We start from the raw sequence: 22,088 nt of genomic DNA, 5'->3' as shown, positions 1-22,088 counted from the left end.
TCCTTTTAAGGTCGAGCCTGGAGATGTTCGGCAATATCACACTGACCGTTCTTGCAGCGCTCACACTCTTCGCAAAACGGTGCACTGCGTTTCAGGCTGGCCACTTGCACGCGGCTGAGCAGGGCGGGAATAACCGCCAGCAGCTTTTCCTTGATGCCCGGCATTAACGGCGCAGCGGCGGCAGCCGGCACGCCGCCAAGCTGAATCGGCACGCTGCTGAATATGCCGCTCGCCGAAAGCGTGATCGACTGCCCTCCCGCCTGGATCGTCACGCTGGCGCCGGCGTCGATAACAATGCTTTGCCCTGCTCCGATCTGAATGGCCCGCCCTGCCCGCACCTGCTGCGAACCACCGACCACCAGATGATCATCCTGCTTGAGCTCGGTCAGGCGGTTGCCGTGGGTAATGCGTTGCTCTTCGCCTTGAAGCTCATGGTGCGACTCGCCGCCCACCGTCACCCGGCGCTGGTTATCGACCTGCACCTGTTGGTCATTCAAGACGTGCTGGGTCCAATCCCGCTGGGCGCGCAGGTAGATTTCCTCAGCGCCCTTGCGGTCTTCAATGCGCAGCTCGTTGTAGCCACCACCCCCCGGGCTGCTGTGGCTGCGCAAGATGCTGCGGGTCTTGTCTGCCGGCAGGTCGAGGGGCACAGGGTTCGCCGCGTTGGGCAGGCAGCCCATCACCAACGGCATGTCTATGTCGCCATTCACGAAGCCTACCAGCACCTCCATGCCGACCCTGGGGATCAGCACCGAACCATAACGGTCATGGGCCCAAGCGCTGGCGACTCGCAGCCAACAACTGGAATGGTCGTTGTGCTCGCCGTCGCGGTCCCAGGCCATCTGTACTTTGACCCGGCCGTATTCGTCGCAATGGATCTCACTGTCGGCAGGCCCTGTGACCACCGCGCTTTGGTAACCGGATATTTGCGGCCGCGACAGGATCAGGGGCGTTCGAAATGGCACGTCCCAAGGGGTGATAACAAATTCATTTCTGTAGCCCGGAGGTGATTCATCGCCATCGTCTTCGGGGACAGACTCCTCCAACACTTGAGGCTGATGCCCTGAATGGTGCAATTGGGTTACCAACCACAAATCATTCCATTCCTGACGAGGGTGCCCGGCCATTTTCAAGAACTGCCCGGTAACCAAGGCCGGCTGGTCGCTAAAACCGCTGGCCTGGCGATAATCGCTGCGGTGACGCTCCAACAGGCGTTGCGCCAGGTACTTACCATGCTCACGATCAGCAAAGTGCCCAGGGTAGCGCTGTTCGACCAGGGCGGGACGTTGCCCGCTGGAGGCCGAGCTTTCCAACACCAGACTCCGCTTCTTGAAATCGTAGTCTCGCAGGTTCACACCGGTGGTACGCGCCTTTAGCCGCAGGCTAAATTGCTTGATCGCAGGCGTGTCAGCGACCATCCCGGAACCGGGCGAATACGGGGTGGTTTGAGCCGGCTGGGCAAACACGCTCTGGTCATCGCCAAACACCAACAGGTGGCGCTCGGGGCTGTGCTGGAAGTGATAATGAATGCCAGACTCGACACACAGGCGCTGAATGAACTCCAGGTCGGTTTCACCGAACTGAACACAGTACTCACGCTCGGGGTACTTGCCGCTCAGCTGAAACGCGAAGGAGTCCCCCTGGATAGCCTGGGCCTCCAACACCAGCGCAATGATCTGGGGCACGGTTTTTTTCTGGAAAATCCGCTGGTGAGTGCTGTGTTCCAGATAAGCCAACTGCGGCACCAACGTGACCTGGTAACGGGTAAGACGCTTGCCCGAATCACCTTGGGCCACCCGATATACCTGGCCGTGAATGCCATGCCCCTGAGCGTCAAACCCCAGGAACGCCTGACGGTGCAGCAGGCTCTCGAGGTCCAGATCGGCTTGCTCGCTGACCAGTTCAAGGTCAACGCGAAACGGCAGGCTAATAAACTCATCACCCATGAACCCACGGACCTTGAGATCGCTGGGCTGCCCATCAAGGGTCAGGGTAAACGCGCTTTCGTTGGCAGGAGCGAACATCCGGTGTTTCTCTGCGAGGGGTAGGCGGCCGATTCTGCACCAGCTTTTTGCCGACCTGAGCGTGCCGCTGGCAAATCAGTAAGGTCCTACGTCATGAGTACAAAATTCCTCACTCAGCCGAGTCGAAGGCCGCTCATGTCCGTGCTAGCGTTAATGCTCCTCCCCTCGCCGGCCCTTTGGAAAAAGCATGACCACCCGCTACGCAAAAATCATCCTGACCCTCGTCCTTGCGGCCTTCGCCGGCTTAGTTGCGTTCAACAACATCACCGACTACGGCTCCAACTTCGCCTTCGTCAAACACGTGTTGAGCATGGACACCACGTTCCCCGACAACGCCGCTATGTACCGCTCAATCACCACGCCAGGGCTGTGGCACGCGGCCTACGCGCTGATCATCCTGGGCGAGGCGCTTACTGCACTGTTGCTGGCCTGGGGTGCGCTGTCGTTGTGGCGCGCTCGGCACGCGCCGGCTATCGCGTTCAACCGCGCCAAAGCAGGCGCAACCACCGGCCTCGCGCTCGGCTTTTTGGTGTGGTTTTTTGGTTTTATGGTGGTGGGCGGCGAATGGTTTCTGATGTGGCAATCCCATCAGTGGAATGGCCAGGAAGCGGCGTTCAAGTTCTACATGGCGATTCTGGGTGTGCTGATTTTTCTTAATCAGCCGGATACCGACTGAACCGCCCATAAAAAAGGCCCGCCATCCTTAGGACGCGGGCCTTTTTTCAATTCAGCGGGCGCTCAGCACCCGACGAATCACTTGTTGAGGTTGTAGTCTTTTTCCGCAGCATCAAAGCGCTCGACCATACCGGCAGTCGGTGCGCCCAGCTTGCTGACGAAGTAGATCGCCAGGCTGGCGAAGATGAAGCCTGGGATGATTTCGTACAAGCCCAGCAACTCGAAGTGCTTCCACACGATCACGGTGACCGCGCCGACCAGGATGCCGGCCAGGGCGCCGTTGCGGGTCATCTGTTTCCAGATCACCGAGATCAGCACCACAGGACCGAACGCAGCGCCGAAACCGGCCCAGGCGTAGCTCACCAGGCCGAGTACACGGTTGTTCGGGTTGGCTGCCATGGCGATGGCGATCAGGGCCACCAACAGCACCATCGCGCGGCCGACCCACACCAGTTCAACCTGGGAGGCGTTTTTGCGCAGGAAGGTTTTGTAGAAGTCTTCGGTCAGCGCGCTGGAGCACACCAGCAGTTGGCAGCTCAGGGTGCTCATCACCGCTGCCAGGATCGCGGACAGCAACACGCCGGCAATCCACGGGTTGAACAGCAGCTTGGCCAGCTCGATGAACACACGTTCGTGGTTCTCATTGACCGGGCCAGCCACTTCCGGGTGCGCCGAGAAGTAAGCGATGCCGAAGAAGCCCACTGCCACGGTGCCGCCCAGGCACAGGATCATCCAGGTCATGGAGATGCGACGTGCCTTGGCGATCGACTTCACCGAATCCGCCGCCATGAAACGCGCGAGGATGTGCGGCTGGCCGAAGTAGCCCAGGCCCCAGCCCATCAGCGAGATGATGCCGATGAAGCTGGTGTTTTTCAGCATGTTGAAGTTGTAGGGGTTCTTGGCTTCGATCGCCAGGAAGGTGGTGTCAATGCCACCGGTGGCCAGCAGCACGATGATTGGCGTCAGGATCAGCGCGAAGATCATCAGCGTGGCTTGTACGGTATCTGTCCAGCTGACTGCCAGGAAACCACCGACAAAGGTGTAGGCAATCGTCGCAGCAGCACCAGCCCACAGCGCGGTCTCGTAGGACATGCCGAAGGTGCTTTCAAACAGACGGGCGCCGGCGACGATGCCGGAAGCGCAGTAAATGGTGAAGAACACCAGGATCACCACCGCAGAGATAATCCGCAGCAGGCCGCTTTTATCTTCGAAGCGGCTGGAGAAGTAATCCGGCAGCGTCAGGGCGTCGCCGTTGTGCTCGGTCTGCACCCGCAGGCGGCCGGCCACGAACAACCAGTTCAGGTAAGCGCCGACGATCAGGCCGATGGCGATCCAGCTTTCCGACAGGCCGGACATGTAGATAGCGCCCGGCAGGCCCATCAACAACCAGCCGCTCATGTCGGAAGCACCGGCCGACAAGGCGGTGACCACGCTACCAAGGCTGCGACCGCCGAGGATGTAATCGGAGAGGTTGTTGGTGGAGCGATAGGCCATTAAGCCGATCAGCACCATTGCTGCGATGTAGATCACAAACGTGATCAGGGTGGGATTGCTAACGCTCATAAGAGTGACGCCCTGGCATTGTTTTTATGTAGCGACGGTCTGTCAGACGGCCACCCGTGGATAAACGGGTAGACGAAACGACGTGCCGCGCATTTATGACTGACGTTTCCCCAGGAAAGCCGCCAGCCGATGAACCGAACCCTTCAGGTGGTTGCACCTTGGGCACGAATGCTATTCAACAAAGTAAATAAGGTGCAACCAGTTTCTTGAGAATAAGTTGCACCCATGTGTGTTTTGACTAAAACAGCGGTTTTTTGCTCCTTTTCGGAGCAAGAACAGCCAATGTCAGAAGCAAATGCACCACTGTGGAGCGGATTCGGTCGAAGGCCGAATTTTTTCCCGATCACGATCGAAAATTTCCTGAACAATTTGGGTTGCACCCGGTTGCACCTCTGGATGCGCAAAGCTAATCTTGCCGCCAGCAGATGCCACGCAGTAGTGGCACCCATGAGGATAAAAAGATGGCTACGACCACCCTTGGGGTCAAACTCGACGACCCGACCCGCGAACGCCTCAAGGCGGCCGCGACCTCCATTGATCGCACGCCGCACTGGCTGATCAAGCAGGCGATTTTCAATTACCTGGAGAAACTCGAGGGTGGTGCAACCCTGACCGAGCTCAACGGCTCGGGCAGCAAGGACGCTGAAGACGCAGGCGAAGTCCAGTCGGACCACGCCCACCAGTGCTTCCTGGAGTTCGCCGAAAGCATCTTGCCGCAATCCGTACTGCGCGCCTCGATCACCGCCGCCTACCGTCGCCCCGAGCCGGAAGTGGTGCCGATGCTGATTGAGCAAGCCCGCCTGCCGCAACAGATGGCCGAGGCCACCAACAAGCTGGCCGCCTCGATTGCCGAGAAGCTGCGCAATCAGAAGAGCGCCGGCGGCCGTGCCGGGATTGTTCAGGGCCTGCTGCAAGAATTTTCCCTGTCGTCCCAGGAAGGCGTGGCACTGATGTGCCTGGCCGAAGCGCTGCTGCGCATCCCGGACAAAGGCACCCGCGACGCGCTGATCCGCGACAAGATCAGCACCGGCAACTGGCAGCCGCACCTGGGCAACAGCCCGTCGCTGTTCGTCAACGCCGCTACCTGGGGCCTGCTGCTGACCGGCAAACTGGTCGCCACCCACAACGAAGCGGGCTTGACCTCGTCCCTGAGCCGCATCATCGGCAAGAGCGGCGAACCGATGATCCGCAAGGGCGTCGACATGGCCATGCGCCTGATGGGCGAGCAGTTCGTCACCGGCGAAACCATCGCCGAAGCCCTGGCCAATGCGAGCAAGTTCGAAGCCAAGGGCTTCCGCTACTCCTACGACATGCTCGGTGAAGCCGCGCTGACCGAACACGATGCCCAGAAGTACCTGGCCTCGTATGAACAAGCCATTCACTCCATCGGCAAAGCTTCCCACGGCCGTGGGATTTATGAAGGCCCGGGCATTTCCATCAAGCTCTCGGCACTGCACCCGCGTTACAGCCGCGCCCAATACGAGCGCGTGATGGACGAGTTGTACCCGCGCCTGCTGTCCCTGACCTTGCTGGCCAAGCAGTACGACATCGGCCTGAACATCGACGCCGAAGAAGCCGACCGCCTGGAGCTGTCGCTCGACCTGCTCGAACGCCTGTGCTTCGAGCCACAACTGACCGGCTGGAACGGCATCGGTTTCGTGATCCAGGCTTACCAGAAGCGTTGCCCGTATGTGATCGACTACGTCATCGACCTGGCGCGCCGCAGCCGCCATCGCCTGATGATCCGCCTGGTAAAAGGCGCGTACTGGGACAGCGAAATCAAGCGCGCCCAAGTCGAAGGCCTGGAAGGCTACCCGGTCTACACCCGCAAGGTGTACACCGACGTTTCCTACATCGCCTGTGCACGCAAACTGCTGTCGGTGCCGGAAGTCATCTACCCGCAGTTCGCCACGCACAACGCCCACACGCTGTCGGCCATTTACCATATCGCCGGCCAGAACTATTACCCCGGCCAGTACGAGTTCCAATGCCTGCACGGCATGGGTGAACCGCTGTATGAGCAAGTTGTAGGCAAGGTTTCCGATGGCAAGCTGAACCGTCCGTGCCGCGTGTACGCACCGGTCGGCACCCACGAAACACTGCTGGCGTACTTGGTGCGTCGCCTGCTGGAAAACGGCGCCAACACCTCGTTCGTTAACCGCATCGCCGACCACACCATCTCGATTCAGGAACTGGTGGCCGACCCAGTGGCCAACATCGAGCAGATGGCCACGCTGGAAGGCGGCTTCGGCCTGCCGCACCCGCGTATTCCGCTGCCGCGTGACCTGTATGGCAGCGACCGCGCCAACTCGGCCGGTATCGACTTGGCTAACGAACACCGCTTGGCGTCGTTGTCCTGCGCCTTGCTGGCCACCGCCCATAACGACTGGAAAGCTGCGCCGATGCTGGGCTGCGCGTCCAGCAATGAAGCGGCTGCGCCGGTGCTGAACCCGTCCGACCTGCGTGACGTGGTCGGCCACGTACAGGAAGCCACCGTCGAAGACGTCGACAATGCTATCCAGTGCGCCATCAACGCTGGCCCGATCTGGCAGGCCACCCCGCCCGCCGAGCGCGCCGCGATCCTGGAGCGCGCCGCCGACTTGATGGAAGGCGAGATCCAGCCGCTGATGGGCCTGCTGGCCCGCGAAGCCGGCAAGACCTTCGCCAACGCCATCGCCGAAGTGCGCGAAGCCGTGGATTTCCTGCGTTACTACGCGGTGCAGGCACGCAACGACTTCACCAACGATGCCCACCGCCCACTGGGCCCGGTGGTCTGCATCAGCCCGTGGAACTTCCCGCTGGCCATTTTCAGTGGCCAAGTCGCTGCGGCACTGGCGGCCGGCAACCCGGTATTGGCCAAGCCTGCCGAGCAAACCCCGCTGGTGGCGGCACAAGCCGTACGCATTTTGCTCGAAGCCGGTATTCCGGAAGGCGTACTGCAACTGCTGCCTGGCCAGGGCGAAAGCGTGGGTGCGCGCCTGGTCGGTGATGATCGCGTCAAAGGCGTGATGTTCACCGGCTCCACCGAAGTCGCGCGCCTGCTGCAACGCAGCGTCGCCGGTCGTCTGGATGCCCAGGGCCGTCCGATTCCGCTGATCGCCGAAACCGGCGGCCAGAACGCGATGATCGTCGACTCTTCGGCGCTGACCGAGCAAGTCGTGATCGACGTTGTCTCCTCGGCTTTCGACAGCGCCGGCCAACGCTGCTCGGCCCTGCGCGTCCTGTGCCTGCAGGAAGATTCGGCAGACCGCGTGATCGAAATGCTCAAAGGCGCCATGGCTGAATGCCGCCTGGGCAACCCGGAGCGCCTGTCGGTGGACATCGGCCCGGTAATCGACGCCGAAGCCAAGGCCGGCATCGAGAAACACATCCAGGCCATGCGCGACAAAGGCCGCAATGTGTACCAAGTGGCAATTGCCGACGGCGAAGAGATCAAGCGCGGCACCTTCGTGATGCCAACCCTGATCGAGCTGGAAAGCTTCGACGAACTGCAACGCGAGATCTTCGGACCCGTGCTGCACGTGGTGCGTTACAAGCGTAAAGAGATCGACCAGCTTATTTCGCAGATCAATGCTTCTGGTTACGGCCTGACCCTGGGCGTGCACACCCGCATCGATGAGACCATCGCCAAGGTGATCGACAACGTGCATGCCGGTAACGTCTACGTGAACCGCAACATCGTCGGCGCCGTGGTCGGCGTGCAGCCATTCGGCGGCGAAGGCCTGTCGGGCACTGGCCCGAAAGCCGGTGGGCCGTTGTACCTGTACCGTCTGCTGTCGACTCGTCCTACCGATGCGATCGAGCAATCCTTCGTACGTGGCGACAAGCTGACCGCACCGGACGTGCGTCTGCGTGATGCCATGAGCCAACCGCTGACCGCCCTGAAAACCTGGGCCGACAGCAACAAGTTCAGCGACCTGAGCGCCCTGTGCAATCAGTTCGCCGCACAATCGCAAAGCGGTATCACCCGCCAACTGGCCGGCCCGACCGGCGAGCGCAACAGTTACGCCATCCTGCCCCGCGAGCACGTGCTGTGCCTGGCGGAAGTGGAAGGTGACTTGCTGACGCAACTGGCAGCAGTGTTGGCCGTCGGCGGTTCGGCGGTATGGCCGGAAACTGACCTGACCAAGGCAGTGTTCCCACGCCTGCCGAAGGAAATTCAGGCGAAGATCAAGCGCGTGCCCGATTGGACCAAGGACGAAGTGGTGTTCGACGCAGTCCTGCACCACGGCGACTCCGACCAACTGCGTGCGGTGTGCCAGCAAGTGGCACAGCGTGGCGGAGCGATTGTTGGGGTGCATGGTTTGTCGCAGGGTGAAACGGCGATTGCGCTGGAGCGCCTGGTGATCGAGCGTGCGTTGAGTGTTAACACCGCTGCGGCGGGGGGTAACGCCAGCCTGATGACCATTGGCTAACTAATGTAGGAGCGGGCTTGCTCGCGAAAGCGGAGTGTCAGTCGCCAGATGCATTGACTGATCCACCGCTTTCGCGAGCAAGCCCGCCCCCACATTTGACCGCATTTCAAATCCCCCGCCGCTGTTCTGCCTCTCCATCACGCAAATCAATCTTGCTATCCAGCCTCTATTCGCACGCTTAGACTCAGGCCATTCCCTAAAAGGTAAGCCGCCATGTCCGAGACGCTGCTCAGTTCCCGCAATCTGGCTTTCGAGCTTTACGAAGTCCTCGATGCCGAGGGCCTGACTCAGCGCGAGCGGTTTGCCGAGCACAACCGCGAGACCTTCGATGCCGCCATCAGCACGGCGCGCAACATTGCCGAAAAGTACTTCGCGCCGCATAACCGCAAGAACGACGAAAACGAACCGCGCTATGAAGACGGCAAGGCGATCCTGATCCCAGACGTCAAACCTGCCGTGGACGCGTTCCTCGAAGCCGGCTTTCTCAACGCCGCGCGCAGTTTCGAAGCCGGTGGCATGCAACTGCCCACCCTGCTGTCCCAGGCCTGTTTCGCGCATTTCCAGTCAGCGAACGCAGCGTCCACTTCCTATCCGTTCCTGACCATGGGCGCCGCCAACCTGATTGAAAGCTTCGGCACCGAGGAGCAGAAACAGCGCTTCCTGCAGCCGATGATCGAGGGCCGCTTCTTCGGCACCATGGCCCTGACCGAGCCACACGCAGGCTCGTCGCTGTCGGATATTCGTACACGGGCAGAGCCGGCGGCTGACGGCACTTATCGCCTCAAGGGCAACAAAATCTTCATTTCCGGTGGCGACCATCCGCTGTCGGAAAACATCGTGCACATGGTGCTGGCCAAGTTGCCGGACGCGCCGGCCGGGGTGAAGGGCATTTCGCTGTTTATCGTGCCCAAGTTCCTGGTCAACGACGATGGCAGCCTGGGCGCGCGCAACGACGTGCTGCTGGCCGGGCTGTTTCATAAGATGGGCTGGCGCGGCACCACGTCCACGGCACTTAACTTCGGCGATAACGGTAACTGCGTCGGCTATCTGGTGGGCAAACCGCACCAGGGCCTGAGCTGCATGTTCCAGATGATGAACGAGGCGCGCATCGGCGTCGGCATGGGCGCAGTGATGCTGGGTTACGCCGGCTACCTGTACTCACTGGAATACGCCCGCGAACGCCCGCAAGGTCGCCTGCCCGACAGCAAAGACCCCAGCACCGCGCCGGTCTCGATCATTCAGCACGCCGATATCAAGCGCATGCTGCTGACGCAGAAGGCCTATGTGGAAGGCGCCTTTGACCTCGGCCTGTACGCCGCGCGGCTGTTCGATGACACCACCACCCTGGAAACCGACACCGCGCGCAAGCAAGCTCACGAACTGCTCGACTTGCTCACACCGATCGTCAAATCCTGGCCGTCGGAGTTCTGTTTGAAGGCCAACGAGCTGGCAATCCAGATCCTCGGCGGCCACGGCTACACCCGCGAATACCCAGTGGAGCAGTACTACCGCGACAACCGCCTGAACCCGATCCACGAAGGCACCCACGGTATCCAGTCCCTGGATTTGCTCGGGCGCAAGCTCGCCCAGAACGGCGGCGCGGGCCTCAAGCAACTGATCCGCCTGATCGCAGAAACCGGCGCGCGGGCGCAGCAGTACCCGTCACTCACGGCGCTGCGCGAACCCCTGGAACAGTTAGTTAACCGCCTGCAAAGCGTGACGATTGGCCTGCTGACCGACCTCGCCCAAGGCAAGGTCAACAGCAGCCTGGCGAATTCGGCACTGTACTTGAAGGTGTTCGGGCACACGGTGATTGGCTGGCGCTGGCTGGAGCAGGCGATTCGCGCTGAGGAAGGCTTGGCCAAGGGCAACGCGGCCGATGTTGCCTTCTATAAAGGCAAGCTCCAGGCCGCTCGGTACTTCCTGACCTGGGAAGTGCCGAGCTGCCATCATGAACTGGCGATTCTGGAGGCACGCGATGACACGTGCCTGGGGATGCAGGATGCGTGGTTCTAACCGCTAAGGCTGGCCGATAGCCTTGGCGATGACGTCGACCGTGGCGCTGACTTGCTCTTGGTAACGGTCGAGTTCCTGCTGGTGCTGCTTTTGCATTTCGATCTGCTCGGCGCACAGGTTCAGCGCGGCCAGTACCAATAACTTGTCACCGATCAGCGTCGGGTACTTTTTCTTGGTGGTGGCCAGGGAAGCCTTGAGCATGGTCACGGCGTGCATCAGGGTTTGATCTTCCCCGTCCGGCGCCTTGATCGAGTAATCCTCTCCGAGAATCGAAACGACCTTTATCCCTTCATTCATGCGCCGACAGGACCTGCGCTCACACGCTCAACCAGTGCCTGGATGCGCGCGGCGGTGGCGCCATGCTTTTCTTCCTGTTCCATCAGGTTCAGTTGCAGGCTGTCGTTTTCGTCCTTGGCGCGGGCCAGTTCCTCCTTGAGGGATTCGTTGCTGCCCAGCAGGTCCTGATTTTGCTGTACCAGGTCGCTGACCAGTTGTTCCAATTGGCTGAGGGATGCTTCTAACATTTTGATTTCTCGGGCTTTTTAAAAGGGCGGTGACGATAAAGAAAATTCACCTCGGAAGCCAGGGTTATCCCAGGCCGGCAGCCCGATTTTTAAGGGCCGGGCCGCGCTTTCGACCCTTAGTGACTGCATTTACCCCATCTGGTTCCTGAATCCCCCCCCAACCCCTCGTCAGATGCAATAAAAACGCGCGCGCCCTTAAGACTTTAGTCGCATGGCCGATAACAGATGCACACCCCGTCTCGTGGCCGCACGGATCGCGCTTCTCCCCAGGATTCCAGCATGTCTCTTCGTAATATGAATATCGCTCCGAGGGCTTTCCTCGGCTTTGCGTTTATTGGTGCACTCATGTTGTTTCTCGGTGTGTTTGCCCTGAACCAAATGAGCAAGATCCGTGCGGCAACGGAAGACATCGCCCAGTCCAGCGTGCCAAGCATTCGCGCCCTCGACGAATTCACCCAGCTGACCCTGCGCCTGCGGGTGTTGTCGTACCGCTTGCTGACCAACCGCGAGCCGGACGTGCAGCAAAAGACCCTGGAAGCCTTCGAACTGCGCAACCAGCAGATCCGCACCGCCCAGGGCGTCTACGAAAAAGTCATCGAGAGCAGCGAAGAACGCGCTGCCTATGACGAATACGTGCGTTTGCTCGGCCAGTACCACCAGATCGAAGAGCGCATGAAGAGCTTGTCTCGCGCCAACCAGATCGACGAGCTGCGCACCATGCTCAACACCGAGCTGCTGAGCAACTCCGAGCAAGTCAACGCGGTGCTGACGCGCCTGCTGGACATCAATAACGCGATGGCCAACGCCAGCAACCAGCAAGCCAAAGACCAATACGACATGGCCTTTAAGCTGGTGGTGGGCCTGCTGATCGTTGCCACGGCGCTGACGTTGCTGTTCGCCTGGTTGCTGACCCGCAGCATCACCTTGCCGATCGCCCAAGCCCTGGAAGCGGCTGAAGAAGTCGCCGAGGGCAACCTGACGCGCCCGATCAAGGTCGACGGCAACGACGAAGCCGGCCGCCTGCTGGCTGCCATGGCCAAGATGCAGGACAAGCTGCGCGACACCCTGCAACGCATTGCCGGTTCCGCTACCCAGCTAGCTTCGGCCGCCGAAGAGCTGAACGCCGTCACCGACGAAAGCGCCCGTGGCCTGACCCAGCAAAACAACGAAATCGAACAAGCCGCCACCGCCGTCAACGAGATGACCAGCGCCGTCGAGGAAGTTGCGCGCAATGCGGTAAGCACCTCCGAAGCCTCGCGCGCCGCCACCACCTCCGCCGGTGACGGCCGTGACTTGGTGCAGGAAACCGTCAGCGCCATCGAACGCATGAGCGGCGACGTGCAAGCCACCGCTACGCTGATTGGCGACCTGGCGAATGAATCGCGCGACATCGGCAAAGTGCTGGACGTGATTCGCGGCTTGGCCGACCAGACCAACCTGTTGGCCCTGAACGCCGCAATTGAAGCCGCGCGGGCCGGTGAAGCCGGCCGTGGGTTTGCCGTGGTAGCCGATGAAGTGCGGGCGTTGGCCCATCGCACCCAGCAGTCGACCAGCGAGATCGAGCGGATGATCGGCAGCATTCAGACCGGCACCGAGCATGCGGTGGATTCGATGCGCAACAGCACCGAGCGCGCGGAATCGACGCTGAACATCGCCAAAGGCGCCGGGATGTCACTGGATACCATCAACACCGCGATTGTGGAGATCAACGAGCGCAACCTGGTCATCGCCAGCGCGGCGGAAGAGCAGGCGCAGGTGGCGCGCGAAGTGGACCGTAACCTGGTGAATATTCGTGACTTGTCGGTGCAGTCGGCGACGGGCGCCAGCCAGACGAGTACGGCGAGCAGTGAGCTGTCGCGCCTGGCGGTGGATTTGAATGGGATGGTGGGGCGGTTCAGGCTTTAACTGACACCGGTGCCCCCTTGTGGGAGCTGGCTTGCCTGCGATAGCAATCTAACAGTCAATATCCCCAGTGACTGATACACCGCAATCGCAGGCAAGCCAGCTCCCACATTGAGCAGCGTTTTCCCACAAAAGCTTTTTGACAGCGCAGCAATTCAACAGGTTAGAATCGCTGGCACGCAGACTGCATGGTCAGTTTGCGCCCCGTCTTCCCAGCTCTGGAGTACTGCCTTTGAATGCGACGACCATCAACAGCCTGTTCTTGATCGGCGCGTTGCTGGTGGGTGCGAGCATTCTGGTGAGTTCTCTTTCGTCGCGCTTAGGTATCCCGATTCTGGTGATCATCCTGGCCGTGGGCATGCTCGCCGGCGTCGACGGCGGCGGCATCATCTTCGATAACTACCCAACCGCCTACCTGGTGGGCAACCTCGCCTTGGCAGTCATCCTGCTCGACGGCGGTTTGCGCACACGGGTGGCGAGTTTCCGCGTGGCACTCTGGCCGGCGTTGTCGCTGGCCACGGTGGGGGTGTTGATTACCACCGGCCTCACCGGCATGGCCGCCGCTTGGCTGTTCGACCTCAATATCATTCAAGGCTTGCTGATCGGCGCCATCGTCGGCTCCACCGACGCCGCCGCCGTGTTCTCACTGCTGGGCGGCAAGGGCCTGAACGAGCGGGTCACCGCCAGCCTTGAAATCGAATCCGGCAGCAACGACCCGATGGCGGTGTTTCTCACTGTCACCCTGATCGACATGCTCGCCACAGGCCAGACCGGCCTGCACTGGAGCCTGCTGACCCACCTGATCCGCGAATTCGGCATCGGCGGCATCGTCGGCTTGGGCGGCGGCTGGCTGATGCTGCAGATGGTCAACCGCATCAACCTGGCCACCGGCCTGTATCCGATTCTGGTAATCGCCGGCGGCCTGGTGGTGTTCGCCCTGACCAACGCCTTGCACGGCAGCGGCTTCCTCGCCGTGTACCTGTGCGGCCTGGTGATCGGCAACCGCCCGGTGCGCAGCCGTCATGGCATTTTGCATATGCTCGACGGCATGGCCTGGCTGGCACAGATCGGCATGTTCTTGGTACTCGGCCTGCTGGTCACGCCCCATGACTTGCTGCCCATCGCCCTGCCGGCGTTGGGCCTGGCACTGTGGATGATCCTGTTTGCGCGGCCGCTGTCGGTGATGGTCGGCCTGCTGCCGTTCAAGGCGTTCCACGGTCGCGAAAAAGCCTTTATCGCCTGGGTAGGCCTGCGCGGCGCGGTGCCGATCATTCTGGCGGTGTTCCCGCTGATGGCCGGCCTGCCCCACGCGCAGCTGTACTTCAACCTGGCGTTCTTTATCGTGCTGGTCTCGCTGCTGGTGCAGGGCACGAGCCTGCCGTGGGTAGCCAAGCTGCTGAAAGTGACCGTACCGCCGGACCCTGCGCCGATCTCCCGCGCGGCCCTGGAAGTCCACGTCACGAGCGAGTGGGAGCTATTCGTCTACCGCTTGGGCGCGGAAAAATGGTGCATCGGCGCAGCCCTGCGCGAACTGAAAATGCCCGAAGGCACGCGCATCGCCGCGCTGTTCCGTGGCCAGCAACTGCTCCATCCGTCGGGTAGTACGGTGCTTGAAGTCGACGATTTGCTCTGCGTGATCGGCCACGAACACAACTTGCCGGCCCTGGGCAAACTGTTCAGCCAGGCCCCGCAACGCGGCCTCGACCTGCGCTTCTTCGGCGACTTCGTCCTCGAAGGCGACGCCCAGCTGGGCGCGGTGTCGGCCCTTTACGGCCTCAAACTCGAAGGTATCGACCCGGATATGCCACTGAGCCGCTTCATCACCCAGAAGGTCGGCGGTGCGCCGGTTGTGGGCGACCAAGTGGAATGGAACAACACGCTGTGGACCGTCGCGGTCATGGACGGGAACAGAATCGGAAAAGTCGGCGTCAAATTCCCCGAAGGAAGTCGTCCAGGCCCTGGACTCTTCCTCTAAACTGCGGGGCTATTGGCGCCACGCCCCCCACCTTATTTACCTTGTTCGACCGGTATCCATGACGACTCTGCGCACCTTTTTAGCTACCGCCCTGCTGGGCCTGACCCTTTGTGTCGGCAGCGTTTACGCCGCCGACCCACCCAGCGCCGAGGCCATCCAGCAAACCCTGGACAAGCTGCCCGACCGCAAGCTGCCTGACGCCGACATGAAGGCGCTGCAAACCATCCTGCAACAGACCCTGATTTACCTGGGCAACAAACAGGATTACGAACAGCGCCTCATCGACCTCAAGCGCCAGCTGGAAGACGCCCCGCGTCAGACAACCGACAACCAGCGTGAATTGGCAAGGCTCAAGGCCACTAAAATCATCCCAGTGACGCAACGCTATGCCACCCTGCCGGTGCCGCAGCTTGAGCAATTACTGGTGCAGCGCACGACACAGCAAGGCGACCTGCAAAAATACATGTCTGACGCCAACAGCATGTCTATCGCCGCCCAGACCCGCCCCGAACGCGCCCAGACTGAAATCAGCAGCAGCCAGACCCGCATCCAGCAGATCAATTCGATCCTCAAGGCGGGCAAAGATAACGGCAAGCCCCTCACTGGCGACCAGCGCAACGTATTGAACGCCGAACTGGCCGCCCTCAACGCCTTGATTCCTCTGCGCCGCCAGGAACTGGCGGGCAACAGCCAACTGCAAGATCTAGGCAACAGCCAGCGCGACCTGGCGACGGAGAAAACCAGCCGCCTGGAGCAGGAAATCCAGGACCTGCAAACCCTGATCAACCAGAAACGCTTGGCCCAGTCCCAGCAGACCGTTACCCAACAGTCCATCGAAGCGCAGAAAGCTGGCGGCAGCAGCCTGCTGGCCACCGAAAGCGCAGCCAACCTGAAGCTGTCCGACTACCTGCTCAGAAGCACCGACCGCCTCAACGACCTGACCCAGAAAAACCTGCAGACCAAGCAGCAACTGGACACCGTGACCCAAAGCGACTCGGCGCTGGACGAGCAGATCAACGTGCTCAAGGGCAGCCTGCTGCTCTCCAAGATTCTCTATAAGCAGAAACAAGCACTGCCAAGCCTCAGGGTCGATCGCGACCTGGCGGACGATATCGCCAACATTCGCCTGTACCAGTTCGAGATCAACCAGGAACGCGAGAAAATCAACACCCCCAGCGCCTATGTGGATAACTTGCTGGCCAATCAGCCACCGGATGACGTCACCCCGCAACTACGCCGCACCCTGCTGGAACTGGCGATCACCCGTAGCGACCTGCTGGAGCGCCTGAGCCGTGAACTGAGCGCGCTGCTGAACGAATCCATCACCCTGCAACTGAACCAAAAACAACTGCTCAGCACCACCACCACCCTGCGCGCGACACTCGACGAGCAAATGTTCTGGATCCCCAGCAACAAGCCGCTGGACACCGAGTGGCTGGAAACCGTACCGGCGCACCTGAGCAAGCAAGTCACCACCCTGCCATGGGCCTCCAGCGTCAGCGAACTGTATGACGGCCTGACCCAGCGCCCGCTGCTGTTCCTGCCATTGCTGCTGTTGATCGGTGCCCTGTTGTGGCGGCGCAAAGCGCTGTACCAACGGCTGAACAAGGTCCATCTGGACATCGGCCACTTCAAGCGCGACAGCCAATGGCACACGCCGCAGGCTATCCTGATCAATATCTTGCTGGCGATGCCGGTCTCCCTGGGCCTGGCGCTGTGCGGTTACGCGTTGCAAATCGACGCCCGTGGGCAAAACGCCAACCTGGGCTCGGCCCTGCTGCAAATCGCCCAGGCATGGTTGGTGTTCTACACCGCTTACCGCATCCTCGCGCAGGGCGGCGTGGCGGAACTGCACTTCCGCTGGGAAAAAACCCAGGTCCAATTCCTCCAAGGCTGGGTGCGCAAGCTCGGGCTGGTGGTACTGGCCCTGGTGGCCGTGGTGGCAATCGCCGAGCACCAACCGGCGGCGCTGGCCGACGACGTGCTGGGCATCGCCGTGGTGCTGACCTGCTACGCACTGATGGCCTGGCTGCTGGGCCGCCTGCTGCTGCACAGCCCGACCCACGAAAAAGCCTCTCTGTTTCGTAAAGCCATGGGCCTGGTGTTTACCGCCCTGCCCGTCGCCCTGTTCATCGCGGTGTGCTTTGGCTACTACTACACCGCGCTCAAACTCAGCGACCGCTTGATCAACACCCTGTACCTGCTGATGTTCTGGCTGGTAATCGAAGCCACCTTCGTGCGTGGCCTGGGCGTTGCCGCACGGCGCCTGGCCTACGCGCGCGCCCTGGCCAAGCGCCAGGCGGCCAAGGAAGCCGGTGATGGCGAAGCGGTGATCGAAGAGCCGACCCTGGACATCGAGCAGGTCAACGAACAGTCCATGCGCCTGATCCGCCTGGCCTTGCTCGGCGGTTTCATCGCGGCGCTGTATTGGGTGTGGAAAGACCTGATCACCGTGTTCTCCTACCTGGACAACATCACCCTTTACGAATACTCCAGCGGCACCGGCGCCAATATCAGCATGGTGCCGATCAGTATCGGCGACTTGCTGGGAGCGTCGATCATCGTCGGCATAACCGTTGCCCTGGCGCGCAACTTGCCCGGCTTGCTCGAAGTACTGGTGTTGTCCAAGCTGGATTTGGCCCAAGGCAGCGCGTATGCAACCACCACCTTGCTGTCGTACATGATTGCCGGCATCGGCTTCGTGTCCGCCTTGTCCACGCTCGGCGTGAGCTGGGACAAATTGCAATGGCTGGCGGCAGGCTTGACGGTGGGGTTGGGCTTCGGATTGCAGGAGATCTTTGCCAACTTTATCTCCGGCATCATGATCCTGTTCGAACGCCCGGTGCGTATCGGCGACACCATCACCATCGGCAACCTGTCGGGCACGGTCAGCAAGATCCGCATCCGCGCCACCACCATCACCGACTTCGACCGCAAGGACATCATTGTCCCGAACAAGACCTTCATCACCGGCCAGTTGATCAACTGGTCGCTGACCGACACCATCACCCGGGTCACCCTGAAACTGGGCGTGGACTACGGCTCCGACCTGGACCTGGTGAAGGAATTGCTACTCAAGGCCGCGCGAGAAAACCCACGCGTGCTGAAAGAGCCGGAACCCCATGTGTACTTCCTCAACTTCGGCGAAAGCACCCTCGACCACGAACTGCGTATGCACGTGCGCGACCTCGGTGACCGTAACCCGGTGATCGACGAGGTGAACCGCTTTATCAACCGCGAGTTCAAGACCCACCACATCAACATCTCGTTCCGCCAGATGGAGGTCTACCTCAAGAACCTCCACGGCCAGGAATACAAACTGGTGGAAGTCGACACCCCGGCCAAGCCCGCCAATGACGGCGGCGCGCAAGAACCGCCGCCGAGCAAACTCGACTAACGCGCCTATCCCCAGCAGAATGCTCGGACATTCTGCTGGAGATGGCCGGTGAAAGCCCTCGACGAACTGACCTTCGACAACCGCTTCGCACGCCTGGGCGACGCGTTCTCGACCCACGTACTGCCTGACCCCCTCGACGAACCGCGCCTGGTGGTGGCGAGTAATGCGGCCATGGCCCTGCTCGACCTCGACCCGGTGGTGGCCGAAACGCCAGTATTTGCCGAGCTGTTCAGCGGGCATAAGCTGTGGGCCGAAGCGGAGCCTAGGGCGATGGTCTATTCCGGGCATCAGTTCGGCGGCTACTCCCCGCAATTGGGCGATGGCCGCGGGTTGTTGCTCGGCGAGGTGTACAACCAAGCCGGCGAGCATTGGGACCTGCACCTCAAAGGCGCCGGGCTGACGCCTTACTCGCGCATGGGCGATGGCCGCGCGGTGCTGCGCTCTTCGATTCGTGAGTTTCTCGCTTCCGAAGCCCTGCACGCCTTGGGCATCCCCAGCAGCCGCGCCTTGTGCGTAATCGGCTCCAACACGCCGGTTTGGCGTGAGAAACAGGAACGTGGCGCGATGGTGTTGCGCCTGGCGCACAGCCATATTCGCTTCGGGCATTTCGAGTATTTCTACTACACCAAAAAGCCCGAGCAGCAGAAGGAATTGGCCGAACACGTGCTTTCATTGCACTACCCCGAGTGCATGGAGCAACCCGAGCCGTACCTGGCGATGTTCAGCGAAATCGTCGAGCGCAATGCCGAAATGATCGCCAAATGGCAGGCCTACGGCTTCTGCCACGGCGTGATGAACACCGACAATATGTCGATCCTCGGCATCACCTTCGACTTCGGGCCGTTTGCGTTTCTCGATGACTTTGACGCGCACTTCATCTGCAACCACTCCGATCACGAAGGCCGTTATTCCTTCAGCAATCAGGTGCCGATTGGGCAGTGGAACCTCAGCGCGCTGGCCCAGGCGCTCACGCCGTTTATCAGCGTCGACGCCTTGAAGGAAGCCCTCGGGCTGTACCTGCCGCTGTATCAGGCCCATTACCTGGACCTGATGCGCCGCCGGCTAGGGCTGACCATCGCCGAAGAGGATGACCAGAAACTGGTGGAGCAGTTGCTCAAACTGATGCAAAACAGCGGCGTGGACTACACGCTGTTCTTCCGCCGCCTGGGCGATGAGTCGGCGGCGCTGGCCGTGGCGCGGCTGCGTGATGACTTTGTCGACCTCGCCGGGTTCGATGCCTGGGCCGAGCAGTACAAGGCCCGCGTTGCGCGGGACGGCGACTACAGCGAAGCACAACGCCGCGAGCGCATGCACGCGGTAAACCCGCTGTACATCCTGCGCAACTATCTGGCGCAAAACGCCATCGCCGCCGCCGAGTCAGGCGATTACAGCGAAGTACGGCGCCTGCATGAAGTGCTGAGCAAGCCGTTTGACGAGCAGGCTGGGATGGAGCAATACGCCCAACGGCCGCCGGATTGGGGTAAGCATTTGGAGATTAGTTGTTCTTCATAAAACCTTTAGATAAACGTTTCCACTGACACCCTGAAACGTTCCGCCAGCCAACGTATTTGCCGCACGTTGAGCTGGCGCTTTCCGCTCAGGATTTCTGAAACAACCGACTGTGTACCTACACCTGGCAGATCACTCTGGTTTAAACCGTGCTCGCGCATCATGTAGCGCAGCACGTCGACGCCACTGGCGACGGGCATTGGGCGATGCTCATGATCGTAGGCTTCGATCCAGTCACTGAGGATATCTACCAAGCTCATCAGCGGGCTGTTCTCGTTTTCGCCGACCAGGCTTAACAACTCGTCCAAACCACACACCAGCGCGTCGTAGTCCGCCTCGTTTTCTGGTTTGCGCATCACTGGCGAAACAAATTGCCAGTGTTCGGCCGCTACTCGCATAAGCGCACTCATCTTATTTTTTCCTTCCATTTATCTTTCTCATAATCGCGGTGATCAAGCAGGTGCTGGATGTAAACGCGCTGCGCCCGATACTCCACGCCAGCAATAAGCCGCAGCTTGTTGCCTCCAATATCGAATACATGAAACTCCCCGACCTTATCCGTGGCGGGAAACATGGCTTTCATCGCCGCGAAGTCTTTGGGGGCGTTTTGCTTCATTACCCGATACCACTGATCCAAAGCCGTTGCTGAACGTGGCCACTTTTCCTTTGCTTCCCAGATCCTTTTCTCGCTGATCACTCGCATGCAACATCCTTATCGCATCTTGCTATGAAGGTTAAACCCGAATCCGAATTATCGCAATTTGCTATATTTGCAAACAGACAGATGGCGTAAAACAGAACAAGCGCTGACAGCTTAGATAGACCGCCTCACACCAGCTTGGGCAAACTGTGAGTGGATGAGTCATTTGCTCCACACCTTGATAAACCCGGTCGCTGACTCCAAATTCACTCCATGGCCAATTCCAAGGAGCCCACCATGTCCGAACCTCTCGTCATCCCCTGCCCTCATTGCAACGGCCTCAACCGCATCCCCGGCGAGCGCCTGGGTGATGCGCCGAAATGCGGGCGCTGTAAGCAACCGGTGTTGCTGAACAAGCCCTTTGAGCTGAAACAAGGCGACTACGCGAGCCAAATAAAAGGCGACCTGCCGTTGCTGGTGGATGTGTGGGCCGAATGGTGCGGGCCGTGCAAGTCGTTTGCGCCGGTGTTTGAGCAGGCGGCTGGGCAGTTGGAGGGTAAGTGTCGGTTGGCCAAGCTGGACAGCGAGGCTAATCAGCAGCTGTCGGCGCAGTTGGGGATTCGCTCGATTCCCAGTTTGATTCTGTTCAAGAACGGCCGCGAAGTGGCGCGCCAGAGCGGGGCGTTTCCGTTGCCGCAGTTGATGAGTTGGTTGCGCAGCCAGGGCGTGTAACCCAAACCCAATATCAACTCGGTCAAATGTGGGAGCTGGCTTGCCTGCGATGGCATCACCTCGGTCTAACTGAAGACCAAGTTGCCTGCATCGCAGGCAAGCCAGCTCCCACAGTTTGACCGCGTTTTAAGCTTGGGGTACGGGGGTTTCGCGGTCCATCATCTGGCCTACGAGTTGTACGCCGAGTTCGCTTAATTGGTGGATGACTAGGGCGACGTCGCGGTGTTCGCCGGTGAGGTCGTTGGATAGCTTGAGTAGCAGCGTGCGCACGGACGAGAAGGTTTCGTAGCTGTTAAGCACGAGGGTTTCGGTGGGGAGGTTGGGTGCAACGGTATAAAGGTTAACCATGGAACGTCTCCTAGTAGAAGCCGCAACCAGCCGCTACTAAACGGAGGGTGGTAGCTGTACGCAGGTTAGTAGACCGGGGAGACGCAAACCGGCGCGCTCGAAAGCGCCCTCCGTACAGCCACCATCACGTTCAGGAAGGTCCTGACCGAAGAGTTGCTGTACGTCTCACCACGGGCTACTAAACCCGATCACTGAACATTCAGTGACCGAAGAACCTTAAAGACGCCCATCCAGACGCACAAGCCGGGCGATTCTGGCTTATCTGTAGGCAGCGAGACAAGGCGCAACCCCGCTTGCCAGAGGCTTCCTACAGCCCCTGTGGGAACAATCCAAATCCCCTTGCAGGAATGCAAAACCAAATGTGGGAG

16 protein-coding genes and 1 pseudogene are annotated in these 22,088 nt (G+C 60.5%); 9 read left to right on the top strand and 8 right to left on the bottom strand.

Annotated elements, in window-relative coordinates; genetic code table 11:
• Positions 1-5: 5 nt before the first annotated feature.
• Positions 6-2,024, bottom strand: a complete 2,019-nt coding sequence (locus ACI77I_RS03360; protein ID WP_406996960.1) for a type VI secretion system tip protein VgrG — start codon at positions 2,022-2,024, stop codon at positions 6-8.
• A 187-nt stretch (positions 2,025-2,211) separates the two neighbouring features.
• Here ACI77I_RS03360 and ACI77I_RS03355 point away from each other — a divergent pair, with 187 nt between their 5' ends.
• The gene (locus ACI77I_RS03355) at positions 2,212-2,700 is read left to right on the top strand and encodes a DUF2165 family protein (protein WP_242154064.1); all 489 of its coding nucleotides are present in this window, start codon (positions 2,212-2,214) and stop codon (positions 2,698-2,700) included.
• 77 nt (positions 2,701-2,777) lie between these two features.
• Here the strand turns inward: ACI77I_RS03355 and putP are convergent, their stop codons facing one another.
• Together putP and ACI77I_RS03345 are read right to left on the bottom strand one after the other, a co-directional pair.
• Entirely contained in the window at positions 2,778-4,262 is a 1,485-nt protein-coding gene (gene putP, locus ACI77I_RS03350; RefSeq protein WP_406996959.1) for a sodium/proline symporter PutP, read from the bottom strand.
• A 143-nt stretch (positions 4,263-4,405) separates the two neighbouring features.
• Positions 4,406-4,642: a hypothetical protein gene (locus ACI77I_RS03345; protein ID WP_242154062.1), complete on the bottom strand. Its 237-nt coding sequence runs from the start codon at positions 4,640-4,642 to the stop codon at positions 4,406-4,408.
• Positions 4,643-4,723: 81 nt separating this feature from the next.
• Here ACI77I_RS03345 and putA point away from each other — a divergent pair, with 81 nt between their 5' ends.
• Both putA and ACI77I_RS03335 read left to right on the top strand, forming a co-directional pair.
• The gene (putA, locus tag ACI77I_RS03340; RefSeq protein ID WP_094949254.1) at positions 4,724-8,677 is read left to right on the top strand and encodes a trifunctional transcriptional regulator/proline dehydrogenase/L-glutamate gamma-semialdehyde dehydrogenase; all 3,954 of its coding nucleotides are present in this window, start codon (positions 4,724-4,726) and stop codon (positions 8,675-8,677) included.
• Between the two features lie 213 nt (positions 8,678-8,890).
• On the top strand, positions 8,891-10,693 hold the full coding sequence (locus tag ACI77I_RS03335) for an acyl-CoA dehydrogenase (RefSeq protein WP_263274400.1): 1,803 nt from the start codon (positions 8,891-8,893) through the stop codon (positions 10,691-10,693).
• Positions 10,694-10,696: 3 nt separating this feature from the next.
• Here the strand turns inward: ACI77I_RS03335 and ACI77I_RS03330 are convergent, their stop codons facing one another.
• Both ACI77I_RS03330 and ACI77I_RS03325 read right to left on the bottom strand, forming a co-directional pair.
• Positions 10,697-10,990, bottom strand: coding sequence for a cell division protein ZapA (locus ACI77I_RS03330; RefSeq protein WP_094949256.1), 294 nt, complete (start codon positions 10,988-10,990; stop codon positions 10,697-10,699).
• Positions 10,987-11,217, bottom strand: a complete 231-nt coding sequence (locus tag ACI77I_RS03325) for a hypothetical protein (protein ID WP_263274399.1) — start codon at positions 11,215-11,217, stop codon at positions 10,987-10,989. The genes ACI77I_RS03330 and ACI77I_RS03325 overlap by 4 nt, the downstream gene beginning before the upstream one ends.
• Before the next feature lie 225 nt (positions 11,218-11,442).
• Here ACI77I_RS03325 and ACI77I_RS03320 point away from each other — a divergent pair.
• From ACI77I_RS03320 to selO, 5 genes and pseudogenes are all read left to right on the top strand, one after another.
• Positions 11,443-12,219 (top strand): annotated as a pseudogene (locus tag ACI77I_RS03320) (MCP four helix bundle domain-containing protein); the annotation flags it as partial.
• 30 nt (positions 12,220-12,249) lie between these two features.
• A complete protein-coding gene (locus ACI77I_RS03315; protein WP_371923444.1) occupies positions 12,250-13,122 on the top strand; it encodes a methyl-accepting chemotaxis protein in 873 nt (290 codons plus the stop codon).
• Positions 13,123-13,351: 229 nt separating this feature from the next.
• Positions 13,352-15,094 (top strand): potassium/proton antiporter, encoded by a 1,743-nt coding sequence (locus tag ACI77I_RS03310; protein ID WP_094949258.1) that lies wholly within the window; start codon positions 13,352-13,354, stop codon positions 15,092-15,094.
• Between the two features lie 58 nt (positions 15,095-15,152).
• Entirely contained in the window at positions 15,153-18,491 is a 3,339-nt protein-coding gene (mscK, locus tag ACI77I_RS03305) for a mechanosensitive channel MscK (RefSeq protein ID WP_406996958.1), read from the top strand.
• A gap of 48 nt (positions 18,492-18,539) precedes the next feature.
• The gene (selO, locus tag ACI77I_RS03300; protein WP_406996957.1) at positions 18,540-20,003 is read left to right on the top strand and encodes a protein adenylyltransferase SelO; all 1,464 of its coding nucleotides are present in this window, start codon (positions 18,540-18,542) and stop codon (positions 20,001-20,003) included.
• A 5-nt stretch (positions 20,004-20,008) separates the two neighbouring features.
• Here selO and ACI77I_RS03295 read toward each other — a convergent pair whose 3' ends face one another.
• Positions 20,009-20,410, bottom strand: a complete 402-nt coding sequence (locus ACI77I_RS03295; RefSeq protein WP_406996956.1) for a type II toxin-antitoxin system HigA family antitoxin — start codon at positions 20,408-20,410, stop codon at positions 20,009-20,011.
• The gene (locus ACI77I_RS03290) at positions 20,407-20,703 is read right to left on the bottom strand and encodes a type II toxin-antitoxin system HigB family toxin (RefSeq protein WP_406996955.1); all 297 of its coding nucleotides are present in this window, start codon (positions 20,701-20,703) and stop codon (positions 20,407-20,409) included. Before ACI77I_RS03290 ends, ACI77I_RS03295 begins: the two co-directional genes overlap by 4 nt.
• A gap of 234 nt (positions 20,704-20,937) precedes the next feature.
• On the opposite strand from ACI77I_RS03290, the gene trxC reads away from it, so the two are divergent.
• A complete protein-coding gene (gene trxC / locus ACI77I_RS03285) occupies positions 20,938-21,372 on the top strand; it encodes a thioredoxin TrxC (RefSeq protein ID WP_017138537.1) in 435 nt (144 codons plus the stop codon).
• Between the two features lie 126 nt (positions 21,373-21,498).
• Here the strand turns inward: trxC and ACI77I_RS03280 are convergent, their stop codons facing one another.
• Positions 21,499-21,720 carry a DUF6124 family protein gene (locus ACI77I_RS03280; RefSeq protein ID WP_242154052.1) on the bottom strand — a complete coding sequence of 74 codons (222 nt, stop codon included), beginning with the start codon at positions 21,718-21,720 and terminating at the stop codon, positions 21,499-21,501.
• Positions 21,721-22,088 lie beyond the last annotated feature (368 nt).

Origin of the sequence: Pseudomonas sp. D47 (assembly GCF_045447305.1) — a bacterium.
Taxonomy (GTDB): domain Bacteria; phylum Pseudomonadota; class Gammaproteobacteria; order Pseudomonadales; family Pseudomonadaceae; genus Aquipseudomonas.
The sequence above is the reverse complement of the archived record's forward strand: the minus strand, read 5'-3'. Positions and strand labels throughout refer to the sequence as shown.

Excerpts from the sequence above, each read along its gene's own strand:
- ACI77I_RS03290 (WP_406996955.1), bottom strand. The coding sequence starts at position 20,703 with ATGCGAGTGATCAGCGAGAAAAGGATCTGGGAAGCAAAGGAAAAGTGG.
- ACI77I_RS03360 (WP_406996960.1), bottom strand. The coding sequence starts at position 2,024 with ATGTTCGCTCCTGCCAACGAAAGCGCGTTTACCCTGACCCTTGATGGG.
- ACI77I_RS03325 (WP_263274399.1), bottom strand. The coding sequence starts at position 11,217 with ATGTTAGAAGCATCCCTCAGCCAATTGGAACAACTGGTCAGCGACCTG.
- mscK (WP_406996958.1), top strand. The coding sequence starts at position 15,153 with ATGACGACTCTGCGCACCTTTTTAGCTACCGCCCTGCTGGGCCTGACC.
- ACI77I_RS03335 (WP_263274400.1), top strand. The coding sequence starts at position 8,891 with ATGTCCGAGACGCTGCTCAGTTCCCGCAATCTGGCTTTCGAGCTTTAC.
- ACI77I_RS03280 (WP_242154052.1), bottom strand. The coding sequence starts at position 21,720 with ATGGTTAACCTTTATACCGTTGCACCCAACCTCCCCACCGAAACCCTC.
- ACI77I_RS03330 (WP_094949256.1), bottom strand. The coding sequence starts at position 10,990 with ATGAATGAAGGGATAAAGGTCGTTTCGATTCTCGGAGAGGATTACTCG.
- ACI77I_RS03315 (WP_371923444.1), top strand. The coding sequence starts at position 12,250 with ATGGCCAAGATGCAGGACAAGCTGCGCGACACCCTGCAACGCATTGCC.
- putA (WP_094949254.1), top strand. The coding sequence starts at position 4,724 with ATGGCTACGACCACCCTTGGGGTCAAACTCGACGACCCGACCCGCGAA.
- ACI77I_RS03295 (WP_406996956.1), bottom strand. The coding sequence starts at position 20,410 with ATGAGTGCGCTTATGCGAGTAGCGGCCGAACACTGGCAATTTGTTTCG.
- ACI77I_RS03355 (WP_242154064.1), top strand. The coding sequence starts at position 2,212 with ATGACCACCCGCTACGCAAAAATCATCCTGACCCTCGTCCTTGCGGCC.
- putP (WP_406996959.1), bottom strand. The coding sequence starts at position 4,262 with ATGAGCGTTAGCAATCCCACCCTGATCACGTTTGTGATCTACATCGCA.
- trxC (WP_017138537.1), top strand. The coding sequence starts at position 20,938 with ATGTCCGAACCTCTCGTCATCCCCTGCCCTCATTGCAACGGCCTCAAC.